At 67.2% G+C, this 20,607-nt stretch carries 15 protein-coding genes; 6 read left to right on the plus strand and 9 right to left on the minus strand.

Annotated elements, in window-relative coordinates:
- Positions 1–24 precede the first annotated feature (24 nt).
- The gene (locus MKAN_RS04365) at positions 25–1,398 is read right to left on the minus strand and encodes a TldD/PmbA family protein (protein ID WP_023365546.1); all 1,374 of its coding nucleotides are present in this window, start codon (positions 1,396–1,398) and stop codon (positions 25–27) included.
- A complete protein-coding gene (locus MKAN_RS04370) occupies positions 1,395–2,912 on the minus strand; it encodes a TldD/PmbA family protein (protein WP_023365548.1) in 1,518 nt (505 codons plus the stop codon). The genes MKAN_RS04365 and MKAN_RS04370 overlap by 4 nt, the downstream gene beginning before the upstream one ends.
- Before the next feature lie 34 nt (positions 2,913–2,946).
- On the opposite strand from MKAN_RS04370, the gene MKAN_RS04375 reads away from it, so the two are divergent.
- The 3 genes from MKAN_RS04375 to MKAN_RS04385 all read left to right on the plus strand — a co-directional run bounded on the left by MKAN_RS04375 (position 2,947) and on the right by MKAN_RS04385 (position 6,209).
- Positions 2,947–3,819, plus strand: a complete 873-nt coding sequence (locus tag MKAN_RS04375) for a carbohydrate ABC transporter permease (protein WP_023365550.1) — start codon at positions 2,947–2,949, stop codon at positions 3,817–3,819.
- 130 nt (positions 3,820–3,949) lie between these two features.
- The gene (locus tag MKAN_RS04380) at positions 3,950–4,801 is read left to right on the plus strand and encodes a carbohydrate ABC transporter permease (protein WP_036393059.1); all 852 of its coding nucleotides are present in this window, start codon (positions 3,950–3,952) and stop codon (positions 4,799–4,801) included.
- Positions 4,802–4,880: 79 nt separating this feature from the next.
- Positions 4,881–6,209, plus strand: coding sequence for an ABC transporter substrate-binding protein (locus MKAN_RS04385; RefSeq protein WP_023365554.1), 1,329 nt, complete (start codon positions 4,881–4,883; stop codon positions 6,207–6,209).
- Positions 6,210–6,839: 630 nt separating this feature from the next.
- Here MKAN_RS04385 and MKAN_RS04390 read toward each other — a convergent pair.
- The 4 genes from MKAN_RS04390 to MKAN_RS04405 form a co-directional block, all read right to left on the minus strand.
- Positions 6,840–7,712 carry a universal stress protein gene (locus MKAN_RS04390; protein WP_023365556.1) on the minus strand — a complete coding sequence of 291 codons (873 nt, stop codon included), beginning with the start codon at positions 7,710–7,712 and terminating at the stop codon, positions 6,840–6,842.
- Complete coding sequence (locus MKAN_RS04395) at positions 7,709–9,178, minus strand: amino acid permease (RefSeq protein ID WP_036393058.1); 1,470 nt, start codon at positions 9,176–9,178, stop codon at positions 7,709–7,711. The genes MKAN_RS04390 and MKAN_RS04395 overlap by 4 nt, the downstream gene beginning before the upstream one ends.
- A gap of 100 nt (positions 9,179–9,278) precedes the next feature.
- Positions 9,279–10,139: an energy-coupling factor transporter transmembrane component T family protein gene (locus MKAN_RS04400; RefSeq protein WP_023365560.1), complete on the minus strand. Its 861-nt coding sequence runs from the start codon at positions 10,137–10,139 to the stop codon at positions 9,279–9,281.
- Positions 10,136–12,199 (minus strand): ATP-binding cassette domain-containing protein, encoded by a 2,064-nt coding sequence (locus MKAN_RS04405; RefSeq protein ID WP_371686065.1) that lies wholly within the window; start codon positions 12,197–12,199, stop codon positions 10,136–10,138. The genes MKAN_RS04400 and MKAN_RS04405 overlap by 4 nt, the downstream gene beginning before the upstream one ends.
- 116 nt (positions 12,200–12,315) lie before the next feature.
- Between MKAN_RS04405 and MKAN_RS04410 the strand changes: the two genes are divergently transcribed.
- On the plus strand, positions 12,316–12,801 hold the full coding sequence (locus MKAN_RS04410; RefSeq protein ID WP_023365564.1) for a MarR family winged helix-turn-helix transcriptional regulator: 486 nt from the start codon (positions 12,316–12,318) through the stop codon (positions 12,799–12,801).
- An 82-nt stretch (positions 12,802–12,883) separates the two neighbouring features.
- Complete coding sequence (locus MKAN_RS04415) at positions 12,884–15,337, plus strand: ABC transporter permease (RefSeq protein ID WP_023365566.1); 2,454 nt, start codon at positions 12,884–12,886, stop codon at positions 15,335–15,337.
- A 13-nt stretch (positions 15,338–15,350) separates the two neighbouring features.
- Here MKAN_RS04415 and MKAN_RS04420 read toward each other — a convergent pair whose 3' ends face one another.
- Positions 15,351–16,097 (minus strand): VIT1/CCC1 transporter family protein, encoded by a 747-nt coding sequence (locus MKAN_RS04420; RefSeq protein ID WP_023365568.1) that lies wholly within the window; start codon positions 16,095–16,097, stop codon positions 15,351–15,353.
- 106 nt (positions 16,098–16,203) lie between these two features.
- Here MKAN_RS04420 and MKAN_RS04425 point away from each other — a divergent pair, with 106 nt between their 5' ends.
- On the plus strand, positions 16,204–18,156 hold the full coding sequence (locus tag MKAN_RS04425) for an acyl-CoA dehydrogenase family protein (protein ID WP_023365570.1): 1,953 nt from the start codon (positions 16,204–16,206) through the stop codon (positions 18,154–18,156).
- Positions 18,157–18,158: 2 nt separating this feature from the next.
- Here the strand turns inward: MKAN_RS04425 and MKAN_RS04430 are convergent, their stop codons facing one another.
- Together MKAN_RS04430 and MKAN_RS04435 are read right to left on the minus strand one after the other, a co-directional pair.
- A complete protein-coding gene (locus MKAN_RS04430) occupies positions 18,159–19,697 on the minus strand; it encodes a nitrate/nitrite transporter (RefSeq protein WP_023365572.1) in 1,539 nt (512 codons plus the stop codon).
- Positions 19,698–19,914: 217 nt separating this feature from the next.
- Positions 19,915–20,379: an LppP/LprE family lipoprotein gene (locus tag MKAN_RS04435; RefSeq protein ID WP_129111962.1), complete on the minus strand. Its 465-nt coding sequence runs from the start codon at positions 20,377–20,379 to the stop codon at positions 19,915–19,917.
- Positions 20,380–20,607: the final 228 nt, after the last annotated feature.

The following is a 20,607-nucleotide window of genomic DNA, read 5'->3' on the forward strand; positions in this document are numbered from 1 at the left end:
CGTGCCCTACATCCCGGCAATCGGCTATTGCGCCTGGCTGACCGACGACATGTGGAAGTCCGGTATCCGCAGCGACGGCATCGCCGCCCGGGTGGCCCAGTTCCCCCATTCCCGGGGCAGCGTGACCTCGCTGACTCCGGCCTCGGTGGCGCGTCGCAGCAGGTCCAGCGGGCTTTCGTTGAACCGGAAGTTGTTGACCGCCGCCGTCACCACGCCGTCTTCGATGAGGTAGACGCCGTCGCGAGTCAGCCCCGTGAGCAGCAGCGTGGTCGGGTCGACCTCGCGGATGTACCACAATGTGGTCAGCAGCAGACCGCGCTCGGTGGCCGCGATCATCTCCGTCAGACCAGCCGAACCGCCGGTCATCAACAGGTTCTCGGCGGCCACGGCGACCGGGGCGTCGTACTTGGCGGCCGTGGCCCGCGGATAGGCGAGCGCGTTGATCACCCCATTGCGGATCCAGTCCACATGGCCGATGTCCATGCCGTTGTCGAACACCGACAGCGTCTCCGACGAGTTGCTCACCGCGACGAACGGCCGGCACGCCAGGCCCGGCGCCATCGGGTCGGAGAACAGCGTCAGCGGCAGTTCGGTGAGCCGCTCCCCCACCCTGGTCCCGCCGCCGGGGGCAGACAACGCGGTCCGGCCCTCCTGTGCGCCGCGGCCGGCCATCGACCACGACAGATATAGCATCATGTCGGCCACCGCCGACGGCGGCATGATCGTCTCGTACCGTCCCGCGGGCAGCTCAACGCGGCGTTGCGCCCATCTCAGCCGGGTCGACAGCTGATCGAGCAGAACATCGATTGGCACACCCGCGAAGTCGGGAGCCCCCACGCCCGCCCAGGCACTGGCGTTGCCCCGTTTGACGTTGATCTCCACCGCCCCGGCCGGCTGCGTGTAGCGCCGCCGCAAACCGGTCGACGACGCCAGGAATATCGTCGAAAGGCTGTGGTGCGCATAGCCGTACAGCCGGTTGCTACCCCCGAACTCGCGGCTCAGTGAAGCCGCGATATCGGCGAATGCCTCGACACCCGTGCGGGAAACCGGCGCGTCCCAGTCGATGGGAACTCCGGCGGCGGCCAGCAGGGGTGCGACGTCACCGGCTTCGGGCGCAGAACGGGCCGCGTCCTGCGACGCGGCGACCAGCCCGGGCAACATCGACGGGTCGACCTCACCGGACTCCACCGCGCCGACGAAGGCGTTATCACCTTGGCGGACAATCGAAATAACGGTCACGCTGCGGCTGGTCGAAAGCCCGTTGGTGGTCATGGAATTGCCCGCCCACCGCAACGTCGCCTCGGTTCGGTCGATGACGAGCACCATGGTCTCGTCGGCGCGGCCACGCTGTGCGGCTTCCGTCAAGACGATGTTGACGACGTGCTGCGCAGTGATCATCGGCCGCCTTCGGTCCGGGTGTTGAGCACGTTGATGCCGCGAAACAGCGCCGACGGACAGCCGTGGCTGACGGCCGCGATCTGGCCCGGCTGGGCCTTGCCACAGTTGATCGCCCCGCCCAGTCGCCAGGTCGACGGGCCGCCCACGGCCTCCATGGAATTCCAGAAATCGGTCGTGGTGGCCTGATAGGCGACATCGCGCAACTGACCGTCCAGACGGCCGTCGCGGATCCGGAAGAACCGCTGGCCGGTGAACTGAAAGTTGTAGCGCTGCATGTCGATCGACCACGATTTGTCGCCGACGATGTAGATGCCGTCTTGTACCCGGCTGATCAGGTCGGCGGTGCTGAGGTCTTCGGACCCTGGCTGCAACGACACATTCGGCATCCGCTGGATCGGCACATGATGGGGCGAGTCGGCATACGAGCAGCCATTGGAGCGCGGCCGCCCCAGCCGCAGGGCGAACGCCCGGTCGAGCTGATAGCCGACGAACACCCCGTCGCGCACCAGATCCCAGCTCTGCGCGGCCACGCCTTCGTCGTCGTAACCGATACTGGCCAGACCGAATTCGGCGGTGCGGTCGGCCGTCACGTTCATCACCGGTGAGCCGTAGCGCAAGGTACCTAGTTTGTCCGGTGTGGCGAAGGAGGTTCCGGCGTAGGCCGCCTCATAGCCGATGGCGCGATCGTATTCGGTTGCGTGGCCGATGGATTCGTGGATGGTCAGCCATAGGTTGGTCGGGTCGATCACCAGGTCGGTGGGGCCTGCGGTCACGCTGGGCGCCTTGAGCTTCTCGGCCAGCAGCGATGGCAGCTGAGCCAGTTCGTCGGTCCAGTTCCAGATCTCGTCGCCGGCGACCGCCTCCCAGCCCCGGGCCGTCGGCGGCGCCAGGGTGCGCATCGAATCGAAGGTGCCCGCCGCCGCATCGACGGTGACCGCCTCCAGCGACGGGTACAACCGCACCCGCTGCTGGGTGATCGACGATCCGAAAGTGTCGGCGTAGAAGGTCTGCTCCTTGACGGCATTCAAACTGGCTAACGCATGATTGACACCGTCGGCGCTCAACAATCGGCCGGAGTAGTCCTGCAGCACGGCGATCTTCTCGGGTGCGGACAGGCCGAACGGGTCGATCTGGTAGTCCGACACCCAGCTGACGTCGGCGTAGACCGGCTCCGGCGCCAGCTCGACCCGCTCGGTGTTCAGCGCGGCCAGCGTGGTGGCCACCTGCACCGCGCGGCGTGCGGTGTCGGCCGCCGCCGACGGCGCCAGCTCGGCGTGCGAGGCGAAGCCCCACGTGCCGTCGACGATCACCCGCACCGCGAAGCCCAGGTCGTGACTGGCGATCGCGGTCTCGAGCTCTCCGTCGCGCAGCTGGATGATCTCGGTGCTGGTTCGATGAATTCGCAGGTCGGCATGGCTGGCCCCGGCGGCGGTGGCCGCTGACAACGCGGCGTCGGCCAGCGCGTGGCGCGGCAGGTCCAGGAAGTCGGAATCGATCCCGCGCTGCGGTGTCACGACTCCACCGTATCGACCACGCTTTAATACACCCATGCGCGCCACGCCACGCCGACCCACCGCGCTGGCGTACGCCCTACTGGCGCCGAGCCTGTTCGGCGTGCTCGCCTTCCTGTTGCTGCCCATCCTGGTGGTCGTCTGGCTGAGCCTGTACCGGTGGGATCTGCTGGGCCCGCTGCGCTTCGTCGGGCTGGCCAACTGGCGGTCGGTGCTGACCGACGCCGATTTCGGCAGCTCGCTGGTGGTCACCGCCATCTTCGTGGCGATCGTGGTCCCGGCGCAGACGGTGCTCGGTTTGCTGGCCGCGATGATGCTGGCCCGGCAGCTTCCGGGCACCAATTTTTTCCGCACGCTCTACGTACTGCCGTGGGTCTGCGCACCACTGGCGATCGCGGTGATGTGGCGCTGGATCCTGGCCCCCACCGACGGCGCCGTCAGCGCCGTGCTGGGCCGCCGCGTCGAATGGCTCAGCAATCCCGACCTGGCCCTGCCCTTGGTGGCCGCCGTCGTCGTCTGGACCAACGTGGGCTATGTCTCGTTGTCGTTCCTGGCGGGCTTGCTGGCCATCCCGGACGACATCCACGCGGCCGCGCGCACCGACGGCGCGACTGCCTGGCAAAGGTTCTGGCGGATCACCCTGCCGATGCTGCGGCCGACGACCTTTTTCGTGCTGGTCACCGGAATCGTCAGCGCCGCACAGATTTTCGACATCGTCTACGCGCTGACCGGCGGCGGGCCGGAAGGCAGCACCGACCTGGTGGCTCACCAGATCTATTCCGAGGCATTCGGTTCGGCGGCCATCGGTCGGGCGTCGGTGATGGCCGTGGTGCTGTTCGTCATTCTCGTCGGCGTCACCTTCGTTCAGCACCTGTACTTCCGGCGACGGATCAGTTATGACCTCATCTAGCCGCCGTTCGGCGACGATGCGGGCCGGCACGGCCCGAAGAGGAGCCGGACCATCTAGCCGCCGTTCGGCGACGATGCGGGCCGGCACGGCCCGAAGAGGAGCCGGACCATCAGGGCGCCGTTCGGCGACGATGCGGGCCGGCACGGCCCGAAGAGGAGCCGGACCATCAGGCGCGGCGGGCTACGCCGTGATCTACGCCGGGCTGATCCTCGGCGCGCTGATCACGCTGCTGCCCTTCTTGCTTGGGCTGCTGACGTCGTTCACCTCCGCCCACCAGTTCGCCACGGGCACGCCGCTGCAGTTGCCGCGCCCGCCGACGCTGTCGAATTACACCGACCTGGCCGGCGCGGGCTTCGGCCGCGCGGCGGTGGTGACCGCGCTGATGACGGCGGTGATCCTGCTGGGGCAGATGACGTTTTCGGTGCTGGGCGGCTACGCATTCGCCCGGCTGGAGTTCCCCGGACGAGACGCGTTGTTCTGGGTCTACATCGCGACGTTGATGGTGCCGGCGACGGTCACGGTGGTGCCGCTGTATCTGATGATGGCCCAGCTGGGCCTGCGCAACACGTTCTGGGCGCTGGTGTTGCCGTTCATGTTCGGGTCGCCGTATGCGATCTTCTTGCTGCGCGAGCACTTTCGCATCATCCCGAACGACTTGATCAACGCCGCTTTCCTGGACGGCGCCAACACCCTGGATGTCCTGGTGCACGTGGTGATTCCGTCCAGCCGTCCGGTCCTGGCCGCCCTGACGCTGATCACGGTGGTCTCCCAGTGGAACAACTTCATGTGGCCGCTGGTGATCACCAGCGGCCACAAGTGGCGGGTATTGACGGTGGCCACGGCCGACCTGCAGTCGCGGTTCAACGCCCAGTGGACGCTGGTGATGGCGGCCACGACGGTCGCGATCGTTCCGCTGATCGTGCTGTTCGTCGCGGCTCAGCGGCATATCGTCTCGTCGATTCTGGTCTCGGGGCTCAAATGACGCGTCATTGCGCCGAGATTGCCGTCAGGGCTGTTGTGTTGGCCGATCAACGCCCGTCACGGCAATCTGGACGCAAACCATGACTCGCCCCCGCTTTTCCACCCTGGTCGCCACCGCACTCACGTCGATCGCGGCGCTTCTCGGGGTTACGGCGGTGCTGCTGGACCGTGCCGGCGAACCGGCCGCCGGCAGGATCGTCGTCACCGTCCGGCTGTGGGCCGAGCCGATCGCATTCGCCTATCAGCGCTCGTTCGACGCGTTCACCCGCGCACATCCCGACATCGAAGTCCGCACGAATCTGGTGTCGTATTCGAACTACTTCGACACCCTGCGCACCGACGTGGCCGGCGGCAGCGGCGACGACATCTTCTGGCTGTCCAACGCCCACCTCGACGCCTATGCCGACAGCGGCCGGTTGATGAAGATCGACCCAACCCTCGATCCGGGCGACTGGGAGCCGTCGGTGGTCGACCAGTTCACCCGCAACGGCGTGCTGTGGGCAGTGCCGCAGCTGACCGACGCGGGAGTCGCGGTGTTCTACAACGCCGACCTGCTGGCAGCGGCCGGCGTCGACCCGGCGGAGCTAGACCGGGTGCGGTGGAGTCCGGGCAGCGACGACACATTGCGGCCGCTATTGGCCCGGCTCACCGTCGACGCCGACGGACATGTCGCCGGCACACCGGGTTTCGAAGCCCGACGAGTCCGCCAGTGGGGCTACAACGCCGCCAACGACCCGCAGGGCATCTACCTGAACTACATCGGCTCGGCCGGCGGGGTTTTCCAGCGCGGCAATGAGTTCGCCTTCGACAATCCGCCCGCCATCGAGGCTTTCCGTTATCTGGTCGGCCTGATCAACGACGACCACGTCGCGCCGCCTGCCTCCGAGACCAACGACAACGGCGATTTCTCCCGTAACCAGTTCCTGGCCGGCCGCATGGCGCTGCTTCAGTCTGGCACCTACAGCCTGGCGCCGGTCGCTCGCGACGCCACCTTCCGCTGGGGTGTCGCGATGCTACCGATCGGGCCGGTGGGCCGGGTGAGCGTCACGAACGGCATTGCCGCTGCCGGTAATTCGGCCACCAAGCATCCCGACGCGGTGCGCCGGGTGCTGGCCTGGATGGGCAGCAGCGAAGGCAACACCTACCTGGGCCGCGAAGGTGCGGCCATCCCGGCGGTGCTGTCGGCCCAGCCGGTTTACTTCGCCTACTGGAAAGCCAAGGGGGTCGACGTTACCCCGTTTTTCGCGGTGCTGAACGGACCGCGCATCCCGGCCCCCGGCGGTTCCGGATTCGCCGCCGGCAACGACGCCCTCCAGCCCTATTTCGACGAAATGTTCCTCGGCCGCGGAGATGTCGCGACAATCCTGAGGCAGGCGCAGGCCGCGGCCAACGCCGCCGCACAGCGCTGATAGCCGGACATGCGGGGATGTCTCGTTTATGCCCACCCGGTGGCGACAAATTCGTTGCACCCCTGGGCTCCTCGCTCAAAGCGGTCGTGGGGCTGCGCTCCGGGTGTTGGGAGGTGGAAATCCCGTGCTGGCGCGGTTGGGTCGGCGGCTGACGGCGCCCGCTGTGCGCTGACGGCGCCGACTGTGCGGTTGCGGCGCCGACTGTGCGCTTGCGGCGCCGACTGTGCGCTTGCGGCGCCGAGTGTGCGCTGACGGCGCCGACTGTGCCGTCAGGGCGGCCGATCGCGGCGGTTCCCGCCCTCCATACACGGTCAAAGCCGTCACTGCACACTCGGTGCGGCGGGCTGGCAGCCGACTCGGTGAGCACGGGAGACATCCCCCGAACGCCCGCCATCTCAAGAGGTTTGAGCGAAGGTGGGGTATCGGCATGCCGAGACAGAGCCCAAGGTGTGCGAAAACAGAGCCAGGCAGCCAAGGCTGCGCACGAGGACATCGCTGACCAGCAGCATTTGTGGTCACCATGAACTTCCGAGTGAGCCGGGCAAATCGGCGCAACGACTCGACTTGGGGTCCACGTTAACGACGTGATCGCTTGGTCCAGGACCGCGCACAGCGTAGATCAGCACCGTCCTAGCCGGGCAGCACCAGCACCGGTACCGGGCTGTGGCGGATGATCTTGCCGCTGCGGGAACCGAGAAAGACTCTGGCGATATCGCCGCGCGGTGAGGTGCCCAATGCCAATATCTCACCGTCCTGCCAGTCGGTGTGCTCCAGCGCGTGCTGCCACCCGTTTCCAGTAATCACTTGCAGTACAACGTCTTTGCCAACCACCCCATCGGTCTTGAGCTTTTCCAGCATTTCTTGGGCCTGCGCCGCCCATGCCTCCAGCACCGATGACTCGGCGTGCAGGCCCACCTCGGGTGGATACATCGTCCGGCCGCGGACCGCGAAGGTGATCACCCGCAACGGCAGGCCGTATCGCCGGGCCAGCTCGGAGCACCGCCTCACCACCTCCGCCGAATCCGGTGCCGCCGAGTAACCGCAGGTGAGCCTGGTCAGCCGGCCGGTGTGGGAGTCGTACTGGCGAGGGCTGATCGCCACCGGCACCGGCGACGAATGCAGCAGCCAATCGGCGGTCGAGCCGATCAACACCCGCGCCCGTCGCCCGCTCGGGAACGAGCCCAGCACCAGCATTTCGGCGTGGGCTTCCTCGACCACCTCGATCAATCCGCCCGATACCGACCGGTGTTCGTGATGGAGATAGCTGACTTCGACGCCGTCGGACACTTTGCGGAGGTAACGCTGGGCCTCCGCCGCAGAGTCAGCAGCCAGCTCATCGGCCCACTGCTCATAATCCGGCTGGGTCAGCGATCCCGGCAGCCACGGCTTCGGGACGATGGTCGCCACCCTCAGTGACGTGTTCAGCGTCCGCGCCATCCGCACCGCCAGCTGCAGCGCCGATGGACCAACCCGGCCGGCCAGGTACCCGACGACGACGCTCACAGCTCCTCCGCAGGTGGATCCGCAAGCAGCGCACGGTTATTGAGCGCACTGTGGTGGCGCCCCCAGAAGAGGTAGAACAGCAGCGCGGCCGCAACCCAGGCGGTGAACGCAATCCAGGTGTACCAGTGCAGGCTGTAGAGCAGGTACCCACAGGCCAGCACCGAAAGGACAGGTGTCACCGGGTAACCGGGGACCCGAAACCCCCGCGGCAGGTCGGGTTCACGTACCCGCAGGATGATCACCCCGACCGACACCACGATGAACGCGGTGAGCGTGCCGATGGACACCATGTCCGCCAAGCGGTCCAGCGGCACGACAGCGGCCAGGATCGACGCGGCGATCGCCACGATCACGGTGTTGCTCACCGGAGTCTGGGTGCGCGGATTCACCGCGGCGAACCGTGCCGGCAGCAACCCGTCGCGACCCATCGCGAACAGGATGCGGGTCTGGCCGTACAACGTGACCAGTGTGACGGTGAAAATCGAGATCACCGCGCCGGCCGCCAGAATGGTGCTGGCCCAGGTTCCGTGGGTGACATTGTCCAGAATCGTGGCCAGCCCGGCCTCTTCCTGGCGTTCGAAAAGCTGCCACGGCTGAGTGCCCAACGCGGCAAATGCGACTAGCACGTAGACGCCGGTGACGACAACCAGCGCCGCCATCAATGCCCGCGGCAAACTTTGCTGCGGGTTGTTCACTTCCTCACCGGCGGTGGACACGGCGTCCAGCCCGATGAAGGAGAAAAAGATCGTGCCGGCCGCCGCGCCGATTCCGGCAACACCGAACGGGGCGAAGTGCCGGAAATGATCGGTGCTGCAGGCCGTCAACGCCAGGACCACGAACATGCCCAGCACGCCGAGCTTGATCAGCACCATGATCGCGTTGACCTTCGCCGACTCACTGGCACCGCGGATCAGCAGCAACGCGCACAGCCCGATGAGGATGACAGCCGGAAGGTTCACATATCCGTGTGGTTCGCCGGAATGCAGATCCCACGGCGCCATCGACAACCCGCTCGGCACACGGAACCCGAACACGTTGTGCAGCAGCTTGTTCACGTAACCGCTCCAGCCGACCGCGACGGCGGCAGTGGCCACGCCGTATTCCAGCAGCAGGCAGGCTGCCACGCACATTGCCACCCCCTCGCCCAGGGTGGCGTAGGCATACGAATACGACGAGCCCGAAACCGGTACCGCCGATGCCAATTCGGCGTAGCAGATGGCCGCGAGGCCGGCGGCGATACCGGCGATGACGAAGGAGACGATCACGCCCGGGCCTGCCTGAGGCACGGCCTCGGACAACACGAAGAAGATGCCGGTGCCGATCGTCGATCCGACCCCGAACATGGTCAGCTGAAAGGTCCCGATGCTGCGCTTGAGGCCTCCGTCGACCCCCGCCGCGACCGCGGCACCGACCACCGGGCGGCGCCGCAGCATCTGCTCTCTCAGACTGGCCGAAGTTGCCGGCAAGTGCCCTCCTGGTGCTGGACCAGGCTGATTATGAACCCGGCGTGCCGCAATCCGGCAGCGAACCGCTGAACGGCCTGCCCGATCGGCGTCGAACCGCCGCTCAGGTGACCCGCAGCAGCGTCTCGATCACCACCGCTGCGCCGCCGGCCATGGCGGTGGTCGTCAGGGCCACCCAGTCGGCCAGTTTGGGTCGGGCCGGGTAGGCCGACAGCTGGCCGGTGCCGCCACGGGCGGTGATGGCATCCCCCATCTCGTCGGCTCGCCGCAGGGTCACGGTGATGGCGGCAGCCAGTAGGTCGATCACTTCGGTCCGGCGCCGCTGCCGGCGGGCCTTGCGACCGCGCGGTATCCGTTTGGGCCGCAGCTGGCGGGCCGCGTAGAGCACCTGGAATTCGTCGATCAGCATCGGGAAGGCGCGAAGCGCGAGCGCCAGGGTGACCGCCCACTCGTCGACCGGGATCCGCAGCAGTCGCAGCGGGCGGCCCAAAGTGGCCAGGGCGGGCCCGATTTCGGCGACGTTGGTGGTCCAGGAAACCATCGCTCCCAACGCGAGCAGCACGATGGACAGCGCGGTGATCCGCAGGAAATTCAATGCTCCGCCCAGTTCGAGCTCGACTCCGGCCACCGCGATCGACGGGGCGCCGCCGGCCAGCGCAGCCGTAATGCCGCCGATGGCCAGTACCACCCATAACCAGCGAGGTACCGACGGCACCGCACCGCGCGGGATGTGCGCGAGCCTGGCCGCCGTGAGCACCAGCGCCGCCATCAGCCCGATCGTCACCCAGCCCGGATAGAACGTCAGCAACACGGAAATGCCGAAGACCACCAGCAGTTTCGTGCCGGCCCACAAGTCGTGGATGACCGAGCTGCCCGGTACCGGAACCAGCAGGACAACCGGTCGGGTGGGGCGACGGGCGCCGCGTCCGTCGGCGTCGGAGGCGGCGGCTGCCGACAGCGTCATGACATGCTCCCCGTCCCGCCCGCGGCGCTCGTCGACGCCGGTTCCATGGCACCGTTGCGCAGGTGCAGGGTCCGCGGGCAAACCTCGTCCATCCCGGCGAAGTCATGAGAAATGACCACCACCGTCAGACCCTGCTCGCGGCGTAGGTCTTCCAGCAGCCGCAGCAAACCCCGTTGGCTGGCGGCATCCAAACCCGCCAGCGGCTCGTCGAGAATCAATGCCCGAGGTGAACATGCCAGCAGCCCGGCCAGCACGACCCGGCGCATCTGGCCACCGCTGAGCTGGTCGATGCTGCGCCCGGCCAGCGTGGGATCCAACCCTACGACACTCAGCGCCGCGGCCACCCGGTCGTGATCGCGCGGGGAAAAGCCCGCCGCAGAGGCGACTTCCAGGTCGACCCGGCTGCGCATCAGCTGCAGCCGGGCAGCCTGGAATGACAACGCCACCGCACCGACCTGCTCGTGGGTGGGCCGGCCATCGAGCAGGCAAACCCCGGCGGTGGGAACCGTCAGCCCGGCCATGATCCACGCCAGCGTGGACTTGCCCGAGCCGTTGCCGCCGTGGATTAGCACCCCGTCGCCCTGTTCCACCACGAAGCTGATATCCCGCAACGCGGTCTTGGCCCACGGTGTGCCCCTGGCGTATTCGTGTCCGACGCCGATCAGTTCGAGCGCCGGTTTGTGCCCCAGGTCACCCACCGCGACGGCCGGCACCGGAACATCTGCCGTCTCGACCATGTCGGCGTTGTCGGGAGAGTCGCTGAGGCTGATCGTGCGGTCGGCCGAATCGGCCTCGTTGTTGTAGTGCGTGATGTGTACCAGAGCCGTGCGGTGATGTTTCGTCAGGCCGGACAACACGCCCAGCAGCGCATCGCGGCCCTGCTGGTCCACCATCGTGGTGACCTCGTCGGCGATCAGCAGCGCCGGTTCTCTGGCCAACGCCGCCGCCAGCGCTAGCCGCTGCAACTCACCACCAGACAGGCTGCCGGTGTCACGTTCGGCCAGTCCGTCCAGGCCGACTTCGGTGAGCAATCGGGCGACGTCGATCGTGGTGCCCGGCGGCAGGCCCCACACCACGTCGTCGGCAACCCGGGTGCCCAGCACCTGGCTTTCCGGATGCTGCAAAACCACTGCCGTGCCGCGCAACTTGCCCAGACCCACCGCGCCCGGACGCTCCACCGTGCCCGACGTCGGCTGCCGGCCCGCAAGTACCAGCATCAACGTGGTCTTGCCGGAACCATTGGCGCCGGTGATCGCCACGTGTTCACCGACCCGCACTGCCAGGCTGACCTCACGCAACGCGTCTTGGGCGGCACCGGGATAGCGGAACCGCACGTTGTCCAATCGCACCGGAACGGGCCCTATCGGGTCCGTTGAATCACCGGCCGGAGCGTCGAGCTTGTGCACATCGGGAATTCCGCGCATCCGCTCCAGCAGCCGCGACAGTGCCCACCAGCCGATCAGCGACACGATCACGATCCCGAGCGTGAAGTAGCCCAGCAGCACCCACGGCCAGTACTGCAGACCGTCGGCGAAGTATCGCTTCAGGTCGGCGGCAGCGCCCTGCAGATGGATCCGGGTCATAAAGGACGCCAGGCCCTCCACGTTTGCGGTCATCACGTCGAAAATCAGGTGCCGCAGCCGGCTCAGAGCCGCCAGCATCGCGACCATCGCCGCGCCGAAGGCCAACCCGGCGATCAGTGACGACACAATGACCGTCGGCGTGCCCCGCCCCCGGCGTTTGACGATTCCGGTCAGCCCGCCGATGTAGGCGCTGTGGACCACTCCCATGAAGCCGCCCATTCCGGCGATCAGGAAGGCGATCACCCCCGCGGCAACCGTCGCGGCAATCAGCACGCGCAGCCGGAAGCGGTAGGCCAGCAGCCCGGTGGGCACGGTGCCCAGCAGTGCCAGTCCCGCGGCGAACGGAACGATGACCGAGATGATCGCGGTCACCGCGCACAGCGCGGACATCACCGCTGCCTGGGCCAGTTCCACCGGTTGCAGCGGCCCGCGTCGATGTCGCGGACGTCGCGAAGCAACGGGGGCCGGCACAGTCACCTCACCGATTCTGCCAGGTGAAGCCGCATGCGGCGGCAGCACACAGCCGCCCGCCGGATTGGCTTGCCAGCGCCCACGATTGGTCTCACATAGCAAAGCTATGCAACGATGGGGCCATGAGTTCATCCGCCGCCACCGACCAAGCCGGAGCCGTGGTGCCCCATCAGGGCCTCGGTGCCGATTTGCTGGGCGTGGTCGCGCGACTCAACCGGCTGGCGACCCAACGCATCCAGATGCCACTGCCGTCGGCGCAGGCCCGGCTGCTGGCAACCATCGAAGCCAAGGGCGAAGCCCGCATCGGCGACCTGGCCGCGGTCGATCACTGTTCCCAACCGACGATGACCACACAGGTACGACGCCTCGAAGAGGCCGGGCTGGTGACCCGGACGGTCGACCCCGGCGACGCCCGCGCGGTCCGCATTCGCATCACGCCCGACGGGCAGCGCACGCTGGCCGCCGTGCGGGCCGACCGTGCTGCTGCGATCGAACCGCAACTGGCCCGACTGGGACCGGCGGACCGGCAGGTGTTGGCTGAGGCCGTCGAGGTGCTGCGCCAGCTGCTCGACAACGCGGCGGCCACCCCGGGCCGCAACACATTGTGACCGTCGCGGTGCATCCTGGATAGATAGACCCGCCCGCCGGGTACTCAGTCAAAGTCGATCGTCGCTGCGGTGACGACATTCGGTGACGAAAGGTGGCGGCCGCATCTTGATACCGAACGCCCCGCCGTTGACCGTCTGGTTCGGATCGGTGCGGTACGTCTTTGCCCCGGGCCGCGACGTGCTGGCGGGGCCCGGCGAACACTGCGACATCCGCCTGCACCACCCCGGTCCCGCCGGCCGCCCCGCCCCGGATGTGGTGCTGCGGTTCCAGGGCACCCATTGGGTTGCCATGGACGGCAGCGGCAACGGCATTTTCGTCGACGGCGCCAGGCTGTCGGCAGTCGACATCCGCGACGGCCAGACGATCGCGATCGGTGACCCGCGACGGGGACCCCGGCTTACCTTCCAGCTCGCCGCACCCGCGGCAGCGCCGACGGCATCGGCCGATCCGCCGCAGGCGCATCGGCCGACCCCGCCGCCTACCGGTCAGTGGCGCAACCCCGTGAAACCGACCGAGCAGGCCACGCAGCGGATGCCGGCCAAGTTGATCACCCACCCAGAACCCGCCCAGGAGGTGGCGCAGCGCATCGTCGCAGAGTCGGCGACGCAACGAATCCCCGCAGCCCCGACGTTCGGCAGGACTACCAAGCCCATCCGATTGACACCACACGGAACACCGCCCGCGCCGGAGGCCGGGCACCCGCCACCGGCTGACCAGCCCGCGCCGGCGGGTGAGGAGCCCAGGGGACGCGGTCTGGTCGAGCGGATGACCGACGCCACCCGGAAGCTGCTCGCGGCTCGACCCGACGCCGGGTCGGCGGAGGAGGGGCCGGCAACCAGCCGGCTGCCGCTGAAACCCGGCGCGCGCACGGTCGGCGTGGCGGCCTATCGATTGGGATCGACCGTCGACGGGCGCGAACTGCTTTCTGACATCTCGTTCACCGCGCGCCCGGGTTCGTTGATCGCGGTCGTCGGGCCGTCGGAGAACCGCACCACCGCCTTGATCGAGCTGCTGGCGGGCCTGCGGCCGCTCGGTTCGGGAGTGCTGACCGTGGACGGCCATGACGTGCAGGCCGAGCCCGACTGGGTCAGATCACGCATCGGGGTAGTGCCGCGCCACGACGCAGTACCCGACTGTCTCACGGTCGAACGGGCCCTGGGTTACGCGGCACAGTTGCGGCTGCCGCCCGATACACCCGCAGCGACCCGCGACCGGGTGGTGGACCATGTTCTCGACGAACTCGAGCTGACGCCGCATCGCAAGACCCGGGTGGCCAAACTTGCGCCCGAGGTGCGCCGGTGCGCGTCCATGGCAACCGAACTCGTCTCCAGGCCTTCGCTGCTGGTCGTCGACGAACCTAACGCCGGGCTCGATCCGGCGCAGCAAAGCCACGTCATGGCGGTGCTGCGCCGGCAGGCCGACCTCGGCTGCGTCGTCGTGCTGGCCACCACGTCGCTTGCTCACCTGAATATGTGCGACCAGGTGTTGCTGCTCACCCCGGCTGGCACTTTGGCTTTCGCCGGGCCGCCGGTGCAGCTGGAATCGGCGATGGGCACTACCGACTGGTCCGAGGTTTTCGCGCAGGTCGGTGCCGATCCCGGCGGTGCGCATCAGGCGTTCCTGGACCACCAGCAGGCATCTGGTTCACTACCGTCGGCGCCGCCCGCGGTGGCGGCTCCCGGGCGGCCGCCCGCCGAGCTCACTACCGGCCAGCAGCTCGGGCTGGCGATTCGCCGTCAGCTCCGCCTGTTCGTCGCCAGGCGGGTGTCCTTCCTCTTCCTGTTGCTGCTGCCGTTTGCGTTGGGCGGCTTGACGCTGCTGATTCCGGGAGATTCCGGGTTCGACCGCGCCGGCCGGTCGGCGCCCAACCCGCACGAGGCCACCGAGATCCTGGCCGCAATGAACCTCGCAGCGGTGCTGATGGGCATCCTGCTGACGATCGGCGATCTGGTCGGCGAGCGGCAGATGTTGCGGCGAGAGCAGTCTGTCGGGTTGTCGACGCCGGCCTACCTGGTCGCCAAGATCACGGTGTTCGGCCTGGTCGCAGCGATCCAGACCGCCATCCTCACCGCCATCGTCGTCGCCGGCAAAGGCCCGCCTGTCCATGACGCGGTCCTGCTGCGCAATGCCACTGTTGAGCTTTACGTGAGCGTAGCGGCCACGGCCGTCGTCTCGATGATCATCGGTCTGGCGCTGTCGACCCTGGGCAGGTCGCAACGCGAGGTTCTGCCGCTGGCGGTGCCGGTGATCCTGGCGTCCGCGCTCTTCGGCGGGGGGCTGCTGCCGCTGGTGGGCACCTGGGGATTCGACCAGATCTCCTGGCTGATTCCGGCCCACTGGGGCTTCGCCGCAGCCGCCTCCACCGTTGATCTGCGGCGGGTCGACCCGCTGGCGGCCCACAACGGGGTGTGGACGCACTACTCCGGTTGGTGGGCCTTCGACATGGCAATGCTGGTCATCCTGGGTGCGTTATGGGCCGGTTTCGTGTTGTTCCGGCTGCGTCCGCCCAGTCACGGCACGAGTGCCCGAAAGTGACGTCGCAGGCCGCTCACAGCACGGCCGCGATCAGCAATCCGACCAGATAGGTGGCCGCCACGGCGGCGGCGCCGAAGAGCAGTTGCCGTGACGCCGCCCACCACACTGCTTTGCCGGTGAACCGGGCGGTCAGCCCGCCGGCGACCAGCAGCCCGGCCCCGCCACATGCCAGCCCGGCGACCAACGACCCGAAGCCGAGCAGGTAGGGGATCAGCGGCAGCAGCGCACCGATGGCGAACATCGCGAACGACGACCCGGCTGCCACCCGCGCCGACGGCTTGGCGGCCGGATCGACACCGATCTCGCGCACCAGGTGAAAGTTGACCGCCTGGTTCTCGTCGCGGTGAATTTCGTCGGTGGCGATCTCCGCGGTTTCCGTGCTCATACCCAGTTCCCGCAACATCGCAACCAATTCGGCGCGTTCGTCTTTCGGACGCGAGCGCAGGGCGCGGCGCTCGAGATGGACTTCGGAGTCGATCTGCTCGTTGGCCGTGGTCACCGACGTGTATTCGCCCAACGCCATGGAAAACGCGCCGGCCAGCAGTCCGGCGATACCGCTGACGATGGTGGCGTGGACGCTTTCGGCCGCGGCCACACCGGCGATCAGGCTGGTGTTGCTGACCAGGCCGTCCATCGCGCCGAAAGCGGCTGCCCGCAGCCAGCCCCCGCTGACGTCGGAGTGCGAGTGCCCGACGTCGAAGGCCGGTTCGCCGGATTGACCCGATTCGCCCGGTTGTGATCCGGGTGCAGGATTCGCCATTGCGCTATCTAAACCCACCGGGGCGAAACGACATATGTGCCTTCCGTATTCGGACACCGATACGGTCTCTTGCCCATACCGTGGTTGACGGGGTTACGGTTCGGGTATGGCGCCGGACATGACCAACACTGCCGACACTGCCCAACATCTGCGCAACGCCCTCGACGGGCGCTTTCGAGACGTGAAGAACGACATGCGCAAGAAGCTGAACCTGGAGATCTTCCGCCCGCACTACACACCCAACACCGTCATCGCCCGCGCCAAGGTGGCCGAGCAGATGCAGTTGCTGGCCGCCGCGGGCGCCGCCGAAGACAGCTTCCGCAAGGAGCGTGGCGGCACCGGCAACGTGGGTGCGGCGATCACGATGATCGAGATGCTGGCCATGTCGGATCTGTCCCTGATGGTCAAGGCCGGAGTCCAGTGGGGCCTGTTCGGCGGTGCCGTCGAGAACCTGGGCACCCAGCGCCATCACGAGGAGTACGTCCCCAAGATCATCAACCTCGACATCCGCGGCTGCTTCGCGATGACCGAGACCGGGCACGGCAGCGACGTGCAGTCGCTGGAGACCACCGCCACCTACGACGCCGCGACCGAAGAGTTCGTCATCGACTCCCCCACCCCGACAGCGCGCAAGGACTACATCGGCGGGGCGGCCGAAACCGCGCGCCTGGCAGCGGTTTTCGCGCAGCTGATCACCACCGGAAACGGCGAGCAGATCAACCACGGGGTGCACTGCTTCCTGGTCCCGATCCGCGACGACGAGGGCAACGACCTGCCGGGTGTGACGACGTCGGACTGCCACTACAAAGGTGGCCTGCCCGGCGTCGACAACGGCCGCATCATGTTCGACCACGTCCGGGTCCCGCGGGTGAATCTGCTGAACAAGTACGGCGACGTCGCACCCGACGGCACCTACAGCTCGCCGATCGACAACGCCAGCCGCCGCTTCTTCACCATGATCGGCACGCTGATCCGCGGCCGGGTCACGGTCGGCGGCAGCGCGGCCGCGGCCGCCCGCGTCGCGTTGGACATCGCCACCCGATATGCGTTGCAGCGCAAGCAATTCAGCGCACCCGACGATGACGACAGCGAAGTCCTGATCATGGACTACCTGGTACACCAGCGGCGGTTGTTCCCGCTGATCGCGCGGTCGTATGCGCTGCAGTTCGCCCAGAACGAGCTGGTGTCCAGGTGCCATGACCTGCAAACCGCGGACGACCCGGACGCCGAGGAGCAGCGTGAGCTGGAAGCCCGGGCCGCCGGGTTGAAGGCCGCCAACACCTGGCACGCCAGCCGCGCCATCCAGGAGGCCCGGGAGGCCTGCGGCGGAGCCGGTTACATGGCCGAGAATCGGCTGATCGCGTTGCGTGCGGACACCGACGTGTTCACCACGTTCGAGGGTGACAACCACGTGCTGACCCAGCTGGTGGCCAAGGAGCTGCTGACGGCCTATGCCGACGACATCCGCAGCATGAGCCCGGTGGAATGGGTGCGCTTCGCCGCCAACACCGTGGGTCAGCGGGTGCTGAAACGCACCGCGGCCGAGACCATCATTCAGACGGTCGTGGACACCCGCCAGGACAACGAGGAAGAGGGCAGCCTGTTCAACCGCGGCACCCAGGTCAAGATGTTCGAGGACCGCGAGGAATATCTGTTGTCCTCGGTGGCGCGCCGGCTGCAGAGCAAGTCCAACGAGATGTCGGCGTTCGACGCCTTCAACGCGGTCCAGGATCACGTGCTGCACGCCGCGCAGGCGCACATCGACCGGGTGGTGCTGGAGGCGTTCGTCGCCGGGATCGAATCCTGCCCGGACCACGAGGCCCGCGACGTGCTCGAGGCGGTGTGCGACCTGTACGCCTTGTCGGTGATCGAGGACGACAAGGCCTGGTACATCGAACACCGGTTCCTGTCGACGGAACGAGCCAAGGCGGTTACCCGCGGCATCAACGACCGGTGCCGGGTGCTACGCCCCCACGCCAAGACGTTGGTGGACGGCTTCGGAATCCCCGAACCGTTGCGCTATGCCGAGATGCTGCATCCGGAGAACCTGCCCGACTGAGCTCAGCGACCCACCAGCTCGACGGCGGCCGGCTGCGCCACGAGCTCGACGGCGGCCGGCTGCAGGGCCGGAAGGTATCCCACCGGTCGGCGAACGTAGACCTTCCAGGTCAGGGCGGCCGCACCGGCGTAGAACACCATGAAGATCCAGAACGCGTCGGTCGCGGCGCCGGTGGCCACGTAGGACTCGCGCAACGCCAGGTTGATTCCGACCCCTCCGAACGCACCCAAGGACGCGACCAGCCCGATGGCCACCCCGGAGATCAGCCTCGACCAGTCCCGGCGGTCGGCTTCGCTGAGATCCGAGCCGAGATGCAGCTCGCGGCTGCATGCCTCGAAAATCGTAGGGATCATCTTGTAGACGGACCCGTTGCCCAACCCGGACAGGATGAACAACGCGATGAAGCAGACGAAGTAACCGGCCATGCTGGCTCCGCGCATGGGGCCGCTGTGCCGGTCTTCCAGGCTGCCGGCGCCGATCAGCAGCCCGGCAACCAGCGTCATGGCGACAAAGACCACCAGGGTGAGACGGCTGCCGCCGAGCCGGTCGGCCAGCCGCCCGCCGTAGACCCGGGCCACTGCCGCCAGCAGCGGTCCCAGGAAAGCCAGCTCGGCGGCGTGCAACGCGGCCTGCGCGGTGCTTTCGCCGGCTGCCACGAAGTTGGTCTGCAGCACCTGCCCGAATGCGAACGAAAACCCGATGAACGAGCCGAAGGTGCCCAGGTAGAGCAGTGCCAGCAGCCAGGTGTCGCGAATGGACAGGACCGCGGAGATGATCGGGCGCAGTCGGTTGGCTTTCACGCGGTGTTGCTCGACGTTGTTCATGAACAGCGTCACACCGATGGCCCCGCAGATCAGCAGCACCGCGTAGAGCCCACACACCAGGTACGGCTTTCCGTCCCCGAACACGGCGATGATCAGCAGCCCGACCAACTGGATGGTCGGCACCCCGAGATTTCCCACGCCGCCGGCAATGCCGAGCGCCGAGCCTTTCAGCCGATGCGGGTAAAACGCGTTGGCGTTGCTCATCGACGCCGCGAAATTGCCGCCGCCCAACCCGGTCAGCGCCGCGCACACCAGATACGGCCACAACGGCAGACCCGGATGAGTCAACAGCACCAACGTGCCGATGGTGGGGACCAGCAGCGCGGTCACCGAGATAATCGCCCAGTTGCGACCGCCGAAGATCGTCGTGGCCAGCGAGTAGGGCAGCCGCGTGCACGCCCCCACCAGGGTGGCGACGGTGTCGAGCATGAATTTGTCGCCGGCGGAGAAACCGTAGACGCTCTGGGGCATGAACAACACCAGCACCGGCCAAAGCGTCCACACGGAGTAGCCCAGATGCACGGTGACAACCGACCAGAACAGATTGCGCCGGGCAATGACCTTGTTGCCGGCTTCCCAGGCCGCGACATCCTCGGCGTCCCAATGCGAAATATCCCGCGGGTTACTCCTGCGCCTTGCTGAAGTGTCCGAATTGAGCTGAGCGTGGCCGGAATTGCTCAGCGGCTCCTCGCGTTGCAGCAGCATCTGCTGTTCCATCACTCTCCTTAGCCCCGGCCACGTTGCTTCCCGCCGGGAAACAACCACGAACTCCCAGAGTGCCAAACTTGCAGTCGCGCGGCACGTTGTGGGCAGCCTGAATCTGCTGAAGAACAGCTGAACAAGTCCTGTAGGCGCCCGCCGCGATCCTTTGGCTACGTCACCGTAACCGACTGTGGGCCAATGCTGTTGGTCGCTATTGGGCCGCTACGAGTCGCTACGAGTGCGGTATCGGGCCCAGTGCTTTCAGCTTGCCGTCGAGTCCGATCTGAAATCGAACCGTGCCCATACCGCTGGGACAGCATTCGGGATCACCGCCGACTCGCCACCGGTACTGGACCGTCACGGTGTCATCACCGGGAGGCAGCACCGTTATGTAGGGTTTCGGATCGGGGGTCGGCGATCCCAACGGAGTGTTCCGGTCGAAGAACAGCAACTGCTGCGGAGTCGACTCGGAGGCGATGGTAGGGATGATCTGCACCCAGTACAGCCGGCATTTCCTGGTGTGTCCCCGTGCGATTTCCACCCAGTTGGACCCTGGCACCTCGATCGGGACGGCGGCTATGGACTGTCGCACCGTGTCGGCCGTCGGTCCATCGGACTGCCTGCAGGTATCCGGCGGCGGAGGCGGCGGTGTCGACGAATTCCCTGCGCAACCGGCAGCCCCGGCAATCCCTGCGATCCCGAGCAGCGCACCCAGGTACAGGCGGATAACAGCCGGCCGACGACGCACCCCGCGAGCTTAGCGAAATCTGTGCACTACCAGGCAAATCTCTGTGGGCGAACCTCTTGGGGTCTGCGCAGACCCGGTTCGGGACGGACGCCGGGAGCTTGGCGAAAACTGTCAATGTTCCCCAAGTTTGGTCAAAACTGCAGCTGCACCGCCCCGACGGGCATCGCCGCAGGAAAC

Origin of the sequence: Mycobacterium kansasii ATCC 12478 (assembly GCF_000157895.3) — a bacterium.
Classification (GTDB): Bacteria; Actinomycetota; Actinomycetes; order Mycobacteriales; family Mycobacteriaceae; genus Mycobacterium; species Mycobacterium kansasii.